This is a genomic window from Longimicrobiales bacterium (assembly GCA_035764935.1).
Taxonomy (GTDB): Bacteria; Gemmatimonadota; Gemmatimonadetes; order Longimicrobiales; family RSA9; genus DASTYK01.
Genome location: DASTYK010000038.1, coordinates 1 through 9,048 on the forward strand (window position 1 = coordinate 1; position 9,048 = coordinate 9,048).

Annotated in this window: 9 protein-coding genes, 2 tRNA genes and 1 other RNA gene; 11 read left to right on the top strand and 1 reads right to left on the bottom strand. The window is 66.8% G+C overall.

The genetic code is table 11. The features are described 5' to 3' along the window. On the bottom strand, positions 1 to 306 hold a 306-nt coding region (locus VFU06_02855; protein ID HEU5208329.1), incomplete at its 3' end, for a hypothetical protein. Positions 307 to 455: 149 nt separating this feature from the next. Between VFU06_02855 and VFU06_02860 the strand changes: the two genes are divergently transcribed. From VFU06_02860 to VFU06_02910, 11 genes are all read left to right on the top strand, one after another. Continuing rightward, the gene (locus VFU06_02860) at positions 456 to 905 is read left to right on the top strand and encodes a hypothetical protein (GenBank protein ID HEU5208330.1); all 450 of its coding nucleotides are present in this window, start codon (positions 456 to 458) and stop codon (positions 903 to 905) included. Positions 906 to 1,045: 140 nt separating this feature from the next. After that, positions 1,046 to 2,227 (top strand): acyl-CoA dehydrogenase family protein, encoded by a 1,182-nt coding sequence (locus VFU06_02865; GenBank protein HEU5208331.1) that lies wholly within the window; start codon positions 1,046 to 1,048, stop codon positions 2,225 to 2,227. Between the two features lie 86 nt (positions 2,228 to 2,313). Further along, a complete protein-coding gene (locus VFU06_02870) occupies positions 2,314 to 4,338 on the top strand; it encodes an endonuclease/exonuclease/phosphatase family protein (GenBank protein HEU5208332.1) in 2,025 nt (674 codons plus the stop codon). A 339-nt stretch (positions 4,339 to 4,677) separates the two neighbouring features. After that, positions 4,678 to 5,856 (top strand): hypothetical protein, encoded by a 1,179-nt coding sequence (locus VFU06_02875; GenBank protein ID HEU5208333.1) that lies wholly within the window; start codon positions 4,678 to 4,680, stop codon positions 5,854 to 5,856. Positions 5,857 to 5,967: 111 nt separating this feature from the next. Then, a complete protein-coding gene (locus VFU06_02880; GenBank protein HEU5208334.1) occupies positions 5,968 to 6,717 on the top strand; it encodes a calcium-binding protein in 750 nt (249 codons plus the stop codon). Between the two features lie 91 nt (positions 6,718 to 6,808). Next, positions 6,809 to 7,237 (top strand): CBS domain-containing protein, encoded by a 429-nt coding sequence (locus VFU06_02885; protein HEU5208335.1) that lies wholly within the window; start codon positions 6,809 to 6,811, stop codon positions 7,235 to 7,237. Positions 7,238 to 7,497: 260 nt separating this feature from the next. Then, a tRNA-Arg gene (locus VFU06_02890) sits at positions 7,498 to 7,571 on the top strand. Between the two features lie 20 nt (positions 7,572 to 7,591). Then, positions 7,592 to 7,968: RNase P RNA component class A (rnpB, locus tag VFU06_02895), an RNA gene on the top strand. A 4-nt stretch (positions 7,969 to 7,972) separates the two neighbouring features. Beyond that, positions 7,973 to 8,046, top strand: a tRNA-Arg gene (locus VFU06_02900). 154 nt (positions 8,047 to 8,200) lie between these two features. Further along, complete coding sequence (locus tag VFU06_02905; protein HEU5208336.1) at positions 8,201 to 8,527, top strand: PadR family transcriptional regulator; 327 nt, start codon at positions 8,201 to 8,203, stop codon at positions 8,525 to 8,527. A 2-nt stretch (positions 8,528 to 8,529) separates the two neighbouring features. After that, positions 8,530 to 9,048, top strand: a 519-nt coding sequence (locus VFU06_02910; protein ID HEU5208337.1) for a permease prefix domain 1-containing protein, incomplete at its 3' end; no start/stop codon positions are given.

The window sequence follows — 9,048 nt, forward strand, 5'->3', positions numbered from 1 at the left end:
ACCGTCAGCCTGCCACAGGTCCGGATCGACCGGGATACCTGCGTAGGGACCCCAGACCGCGCGGTCGCCGCCCGGCCCGTCCGAACGGGCGTACAGCTCTCCCCACACGCGGGGCGCACGCCTGGCGAGCAGCTCGAAGCCGCCCCCGTAGGCCAGCCGGAGCGCGCGCGGCGCCAGCGACAGCACGTCGACGTGCTCCGACTCCACGCCGACGCGCTGCAACGCTTTCTGGAGCGCCTGCGCCGCGCGCATGTGTCCGGTGCCGGCGGATGCCGAGACGATCAGTACGGGTCCCGTCGAGCTCATCGAATCTCCCGCGTGAAGGTCACGCGGCAAAGCTGAGAGCCGGATGTAACAGTGCGTCCAGAGGCGCGTAACTTTCTCGCGCAAAGGGGGCAGCCTGGATAGGTTGCGCCCCCTCGTTCACCACCACCGGAACGGAATCGCAGCGCGTCATGGTCCATGCAGTCTTCGTGTTGTACCTCCTCGCCGTATCGGCTGCCTTTGCACTGCTGGAGATCCAGATCGAGGGAGGCGAAGGCTGGGCGCGGTCGCTGCCCACCTGGCGCTGGGAGAACCGGCTCACGCGGCGGCTGTTCGGTGCCCGGGCCGTAACCGGCTACCACCTGTGGGTGCACGTGTTTGTGCTGCTCATGCTTCACCTCCCATTCGCGCTGGCGATGGTGCCGTTCACCTGGCAGCTGGAGGCGCGGCTGGTGGCGTTCTGGCTGTTGCTGTGGGTGGTCGAGGATTTCCTCTGGTTCGTGTTCAGCCCGGCGTGGGGGATTCGCAGCTTCCGTCGCGAGCGGATCTGGTGGCACGCGCCGAACTGGTGGGGCTTCATGCCACGGGACTACTGGCTGGCGATCCCGGTGGGCGTAGTGCTGTACGTTCTGAGCTGGTGACGCGGCATGTCCCCTCGACAGCTCACAGCCGGCGCCATGGGCGAGCCGCCATATCGCCGATCCTGCATGCGCCGGCTGGCTCCATGGCCGCGGAACACCTAGTTTCCCGGCGTCATTCATCGTTTTCCCGGACCAGGATTATGGCCAGCTTCCAGGGCATCGATTACTACGACATCGACTCACTGCTCTCCGAGGAGGAGCGCATGGTGCGCGACACCGTGCGGGCATGGGTCGACGACAACCTTCTGCCGATCATCGAAGAGGCGTACATCAACCGCACGTTCCCGAGAGAGCTGATTCCGCAGATGGCGGAGCTCGGGATCTACGGGGCGAACCTGCCGGAGGAGTACGGCTGTGCAGGGCTGAACAACGTCGCCTACGGGCTGATCATGCAGGAGCTGGAGCGCGGCGACAGCGGGATCCGCTCGTTCGCATCCGTGCAGGGCGCGCTCTGCATGTACCCGATCTTCGCGTTCGGCAGCGAGGAGCAGAAGCAGAAGTACCTGCCGCCGATGGCGCGCGGCGAGGTGATCGGTTGCTTCGGGCTGACGGAGCCGGATTACGGCTCCAACCCCGCCGGCATGATCACGACGGCGCGCAAAGACGGCGACGGCTGGGTGCTGAACGGCGCCAAGATGTGGATCACCAACGGGTCGATGGCGGACATCGCGATCATCTGGGCGAAGACCGGTGACGTGGATGATCCGAAGTCGATTCGTGGCTTCATCGTGCCGACGGACACGCCCGGCTTCTCGGCCAGGGATCAGAAGGGCAAGCTGTCACTGCTCGCCTCGGACACGAGCGAGCTGGTGCTGCAGGACGTGCGCGTCGGGCCGGAAGCGCTGCTGCCGGAGTCGAACGGGCTGAAGAGCCCGCTCATGTGCCTGACACAGGCGCGCTACGGCATCGCGTTCGGCGCGGTGGGCGCGGCCATGGCGTGTCTCGACGAGTCGGTGCGCTACGCGAAGGAGCGGGTGATGTTCGACACCGTGATCGGCGCGAAGCAGATCCAGCAGGTACGCCTCGCGGACATGCTCACGAAGATCACGCAGGGGCAGCTCCTCTGCCTGCAGCTCGGCCGGCTCAAGGACCGCGGCACGATGCGGCCGCAGCAGGTCTCGCTCGCCAAGCGCGCGAACTGCGACATGGCGACCGACGTTGCGCGCGAGGCGCGCCGGCTGCTCGGCGCCAACGGCATCCTCGTGGAGTACTCCGCCATGCGACACATGGCGAACCTCGAGTCGGTCTACACGTATGAGGGCACGCACGACGTGCACGGCCTGATTCTCGGACAGGATCTGACCGGCCAGTCGGCCTTCTGATCCCGTCGGATCCCGCGGCGGGCGAGACAGCCCGCCGCGGTGTCGTGCGCTGCAGCCCGCCACCCGTCGCCCGGAGACGATCGCTGATGCACGTCCGCAGGCTTCTCCCCGTCCTGCTGCTTCTCGCCACACCTTCGTGCACACCCGTCATGTCCCAGGCGCAGGAGCCACCAGCCCGCTGGTGGAAGGGGAACCTGCATGCCCATTCGCTCTGGAGCGTCGGCGACGATTTCCCCGAGGTCGTCCTCGACTGGTACCGACGCAACGGCTACGCATTCGCCTCGCTCACCGACCAGGACGTGCTGCCCGCGACCGGCCGCTGGATCAACCTCGCCGTCGATTCCGGTGCCGCAGCGGCCATCGACGAGTACCGCGCCCGCTTTCCACGCGCCATCGATGAGCGCACCCGCAACGACACCACGTTCGTTCGCCTGGCAACCGCTTCGGAGTATCGCTTCACGCTCGAGGAGCCGAACGTCTTCCTGGTGCTGCCCGGCCAGGAGATCACGCAGCCGACCGAGGCCGGCCCGGTCCACGTCGGAGCGTGGAACCTGACCGGCACCATCGCACGCGTGAACGACGCGTCACCGCGGGAGATCATTCGCGCCAACGTACGGGCCGTGCAGGAGCAGGCTGCGCAGTCGGGCCGGGTCGCTGCAGCACAGCTGAACCATCCCAACTACGGTGGCGCCCTCACCGCCGAGGACCTGGTCACCACACCGGGGCTCCGCCTCTTCGAGGTCTACAACGGCAGGCCGGACGCCGCCAACGCGGGCGATTCCACACGCGTCGGCACCGAGCGCATGTGGGACATCGCGCTGGCCGGCCGGCTCGCGCGCGGACTTCCGCCCATCTGGGGCACGGCAGCCGACGATGCTGCCGATTATCACACGACGTCTGACTCGGCACGCATCCCGGGCCGCGCATGGATCGTTGCGCGTGCGCCCGCACTGACACCGGACGCGATCATGCGCGCGGTGCTGCAGGGCGACTTCTACGCGAGTACCGGCGTCGAGCTGGAGGATATCACGCGCACGCGGCAGCGCGTCGCGTTGCAGATCCAGGAGGAGCCGGGCGTCACCTACACGACTGAGTTCATCGGCACACGCAAGAGCGCCGACGTCATCGGCGCCGAACGGCATGACACGGCGGGACGGGCGCTCACACGTGCCTATGGGGACGACATCGGTGAGGTGCTCGCCGTGGAGCACGGCCCGACCCCGTCGTACGAACCGGTGGGCGACGAGCTGTACGTGCGCGCACGCGTCACGTCGTCCAGGTCGAAGGCGGATGCGGCTGTCGCGGGCGAGCACGAGATGGCCTGGACGCAGCCCGTCGTCATCGCGCGGCCCGAGGCGGCCGACTCGACCTTTACCGTCGTCACGCTGAACCTCTGGCACGACCAGCGCGACTGGCCGGCGCGCATGGAAGCGATCGTCGCAGAGCTGCGGCGCATCGAGCCGGACGTGATCGCGCTGCAGGAAGTGCTGCAGCACGACAGCCTGCCGAACCAGGCAATGGACATTGCGCGCAGCATCGGATACGACTGGTACTTCGCATCGGTCGACAGCGCGCAGCGCACACGCCGCTTCGGCAATGCGATCCTGACGAGGCACCCGGTCCTGGTGCGCAGCTGGATCGCCCTCGAGCCGCTGAACGACTATCGCAATGCAGCGCACGTGCGGGTCGTGATCGGTGGCCGGGACGTGGACGTGTACGCGACGCACCTGCACCACACCCAGGAGGGCGACTCCATCCGCGCCGCCCAGGCAGCGCACCTGGGGCGGTTCATCTCCCGCACGCGCGGCGACGGGCCGCTCGTCGTCGCCGGCGACTTCAATGCCCCCGCGGACGCACCGTCGCTCGCAGCACTGCGCAGCGCACTGACGGATGCGTACGGCACGCTGAATCCAGGCGCGGATACGGTGAGTACCCTGGTCACCGAGCTCGGCCACCGGCCGGTGCGCATCGATCACGTGCTCGTCGACGCGGCAGCGCTCACGCCCGTGTCGGCCGAACTCATACTCGATCAGCCCGTCGACGGGATGTGGCCGTCCGATCATGTGGGTGTGCTCGTGCGGCTGCGGTTCGCGGACGACACGCCGAAGTAGCCCGCCACATGCCGCGCACGTGCATGCGCGGCACACCTGTCCGTTCTGAGCCGGTCGCACTCCGCGAAATCGGCGTACACAGCGTTCCAGTCCTGCCTGATCGCGCACCCGCGCAGTCCGACCGGCTCGAGTGGCAGTTCGTCTCAACGTGGGTAGCTGCCGCTCATTCCTGTCCCACCCGGAACCGCTGAAACACGCTCGTTTCCGAGCGAACTCCATGTGACGTAAAGCCGTCGCGATCGTCCGCGCGCGTGGTACGTCGATTGACCCTCGGGCCTGCGCTGACATCGCCGGCACCGGCCGGTCATGTACAGCGAACGCACAGACAGGGAGGCGCAAATGCACGCGCTCGAGAAATTCCTGAAAGCGGCCGCATGGTGGAGTCTGCCCGCAGTCGCGGTCCTGGCGCTGGGCCTCATGACGAGCGCCTGCGTCGATGATGCGACTGGTCCGCTCGGGCCGGATCAGATTGCCACGTTGAAGTACGGGCCGCCGGATGGCGGGAATGGTGGCGGCGGCGGCAAGGGTGGTGGCGGAGGGGGCGGTGGGAAGAAGGGGGACATCTACGCCGAGCTGGTCTACCTGTACCGCGCCGTGGATGGCCGTCCGATCATGAAGGAGTTCGGAACGGAGGCCTGCCTGCAGCCGATTGCTTACCAGGCGTTCGATGGCGGAACCGAGGTAACGAACCCCGTCGACGGCAAGCAGGTCTGGCTCATCCCGCTGGTTGGCGACCAGGTGGTGCCTGCAGCGGAAGAGGAGGAGGAAGAGGCGCCGTGCGATGTCGACCCGGCATATCTCGACTACGTGCGGGAGGTGGAGATGAGCCGGCTCAGCATGGCTCGCTCACCGAAGGTATACGATCGCGCGCTGAACGAGGTGCTCAACAAGCTCCGCTTCGCGGGCGCCGTGCTGCTCGATCCGGCAGGCCGGCTCGAAGTCGATGGCATCGCGATCGATGCGCCGGCGGAGAACTACGCCATCCATATCGCCCTCGAGAACGACGGCGGGATCTCGGGGCCGCTCGGCACGTTCGATCTTCCGGCGCAGCCGGGCGCGCAGCACGCGTTCCTGGACCACGCCGCGAGCGGCCTTGCAGGGGCGGCAGACAAGTATCTCGGCCTGAACCTGGACCTCGTCATCTACAGCAACCGGGTACTGGGCATTCCGGGAACGACAACCGCAATGCCAACGCTGGGGAGTGAGCGCGTCAACGGCGAGCTGCTCGGCGTGCCAGGTGAGCTGTACCTCGACTACAGCGGATACGCCTACAACCGTGCGCTGACCTTCCCCGGCTGCGTGCGCGGCTACCAGCTCGTGGACGGTGTGCCCGTGCTGTTCCAGGCCAAACTGATGGACGAGGTGTTCGGCGGACAGGACTTCACGGGGAGCAACGTCTACGGTTTCGCACAGCGCGCGGATGACGCACGTGCCGTGATCGCATTCACGCATGACCTCCTGACCGTCCTTGCCGTGGACCGGATCGGCGAAAGCGTGGTGTGCACGCCAGACGAGTAGCAGACAGTGCAGGAGATCAGCCTGTAACCCCGTCACGGGGACGTGACGGGCGCCGCAGCGGTGGCGGGTGCTCCGTGTCGGCCCACCGTCGCTGCGGCATCAGGAGGCGACATGAGGATGCATTACAGCATGGGGCTCCTGCTCGGGGTCGTTGCACTCGTGCCTGCGTGCAGGGAAAGCCCGACCGAGCCACAGCTTGCACCGGTTGCGCTCTTTGCCACCCGGGTGCAGGGCCCGGTGTGCAACGGTGCACAGGCGACGCTCTGGGCCGGCATGCCGGAGGAGCTGATCCCGGACGGCGCGATCGTGCGGCTGCGCGAGCACGGCGGCGCATGGGACATCCGCGGCACCGCCAGTCGTGACGTCATCGTGGGGTCGGACGGCTCCGACCGCCTGCGCGGCCGGGGCGGCAATGACCTGATCTGTGCAGGCGAAGGGGACATCGTGTGGGGCAATGAAGGAAACGATCACATCGTCGCTCATGGTGCTGCATTCATGCGCGGCGGCGCCGGCAACGACCGCATCATCGGTGGAGCTGGAGACGACCGCATGCTGGGCGGGCCCGGCAACGACGTGCTCTTCGGCGGACCGGGCAGCGACTTCTTCGGCGGCTGCGGCGGCCACGACGTCGCACAGGACTTCGACTCCACACGCGACCACTTCAGCGGCAGCGTCGAGACAGGTATTCCTGCGGGCACCCCTCACGAGGACATGCCGCAGGATGAAGACGGCTGCAGTGGCGGCGGCGATCACGACGAGGGTGGCTGCGGCGGCAGCGGCGGTGATCACGAAGACGGCGGGGACCACGAGGACGGTGGCTGCGGTGGTGGCGGAGAGCACGATGAGGTACCCGCCCGCTGAGCCCGCGGGCGCGCTCCAGGCATCCCCGCTCCGGCGCGCAGCTTGCACATATCACATGCCGACAACGGTTACCCGGAACAGGAGCAGGCATATGAAAGCACGCGACATCATGACGGCCAACCCCCAGTGCGTCACGCGCGAAGACATGCTCAGCGATGCCGCGCGCATCATGCGCACGGCCGACACCGGCTTCGTTCCAGTCGTCGATGATCGCAGCTCCATGCGTCTGAGCGGCGTCATCACCGACCGCGACATCGCGATCCGGCACGTCGCCGACAACCATCCGAACCAGTGCAAGGTCGGCGATCACATGAGCACCGGTGTGCGCACCGTGGAGCCGGATGCCGACGTGAAGGACGTGATGGACCTGATGAAGTCGGAGCAGGTTCGTCGCGTCCCCGTCGTCGAGAACGAGCGTCTCGTGGGCGTGATCGCCCAGGCCGACCTCGCCACGCACCACGTCGGGGACAGGAAAGTCGGCGAGACCGTCGAGAAGATTTCCGAGCCCACGCACCGCTGACGTCCCGTCGCGGCTGCGGCCCATGGACGCAGCCGTTCCGGTCCCTGGCGAGGACCGGCATGTGCAGGGAAAGGCCGAGCGAAATCCTGTGGGCGAGAGGCGCTTCCGCACTCCCGCCGCGGATTGACACGACCGGCCTCTCCCTCTACATTTGTACGTCTGACGCGAAGGCAATTCCCGCCCCGCGGATGGCCTGTCGGCAGCAGGACGCCGGCTCCGCCTGCGGGGCGTCGTGTCGGAGCGGCACCCGGACGCCGCACGCGCCCGTAGCTCAATTGGATAGAGCACCTGACTACGGATCAGGAGGTTTCAGGTTCGAGTCCTGACGGGCGCACTGGAAGTGCTGTTTGACAGACGGGAAGCGAGTGCGGATCGCGGCCGGCTTCGCGCCGGTCGAGGAAAGTCCGAGCTCACAGGGCAGGGTGCCGGCTAACGGCCGGGCGTCGCAAGGCGACGGACAGTGCAACAGAAAGCAAACCGCCGATGGCCTTCGGGCACAGGCAAGGGTGAAACGGTGGTGTAAGAGACCACCGCGCGACTGGCAACAGCTCGCGGCACGGTAAACCCCACCCGGAGCAAGGCCAAATAGAGGACGAGGCGCTGGCCCGCGCCGATGGAGCAATCCGAGAGTCCCGGGTAGGCTGCACGAGGCGTCGAGAAATCGGCGTCCCAGAGAAATGATCCGCCTCCGGCAACGGAGACAGAACTCGGCTTATTCGCTTCCCGTTTGACAGCGCGCCCGTAGCTCAGCTGGATAGAGCGCATCCCTCCGGAGGATGAGGCCAGTGGTTCGAATCCACTCGGGCGCATTCCGGGAAAAATCGAAACCCGCACCGTGAACCGCACGGTGCGGGTTTTTTCGTTTTTCGGCGTCGGGTCCGGTCGAGCAGCGACCACTTCCGACCTATTGACATTCGGTAGGAGCGTCGTGCACTATACCTATCGAACGTCGATAGGAATGTTATGAACGAGACACCACTTCTTCAGGGCACCCTCGACCTACTGGTCCTCAAAGCCCTGAGCCTGCAGCCGCTGCACGGGCTGGGGGTCTCCCGTCGCATCGAGCAGATCACGAGGGGAGCGTACGTGATCGGACCAGGCTCGCTTTTCCCGTCGCTGCACCGGCTGGAGCAACGCGGCTGGCTGATCGCGACCGAGGGGCCGTCGGAGAACAAGCGTCGGGCGAAGTACTACCGGCTCACCGCCGCGGGCCGGCGCCAGCTCGAGCGCGAGTCCAGTTCGTGGGCGCGTGTGGTCGAAGCGATGCGTCTGGCCCTTGAATCGAGCTGACCGTGCGCGTACTCGCGACTCTGCGGAGCCTGTGGTTCACGCTCGTGCGGAGAGGGCGCGCCGAGCAATCGCTCGACGAAGAAGTGGGCGAATACGTCGATCTCCTCACTGCAGAGTACGCGGCTGCGGGGATGGCGCCCGATCGCGCGCGCCGCCGTGCGCTCATCGACACAGGCGGCGTCGAGCAGGTGAAGGAAGCAACTCGCGACGCGTGGGTCGGACAGGGCCTCACCACATTCGTGCGCGAATTCCGCTACGCGTTGCGCAGCCTGAGGAACTCCCGGGCGTTCTGCTTTGTCGCTGTAACGACACTCGCCATCGGCATTGGCGGTGCTACGGCCATCTTCACCGTAATCAACGGCTCGCTTCTCCAGTCGCTCCCCGGGGTGAGCAACCCCGGAGAACTCGTGTCTCTCGAACCCACCAAAGGTGAGAGGCTGCTTTACAATTTCAGCTACCGGGAGTACCGAGACCTCCAGGAGCAGACGCGGTCGCTTGCCGGCCTGGCCGGATACGACGGA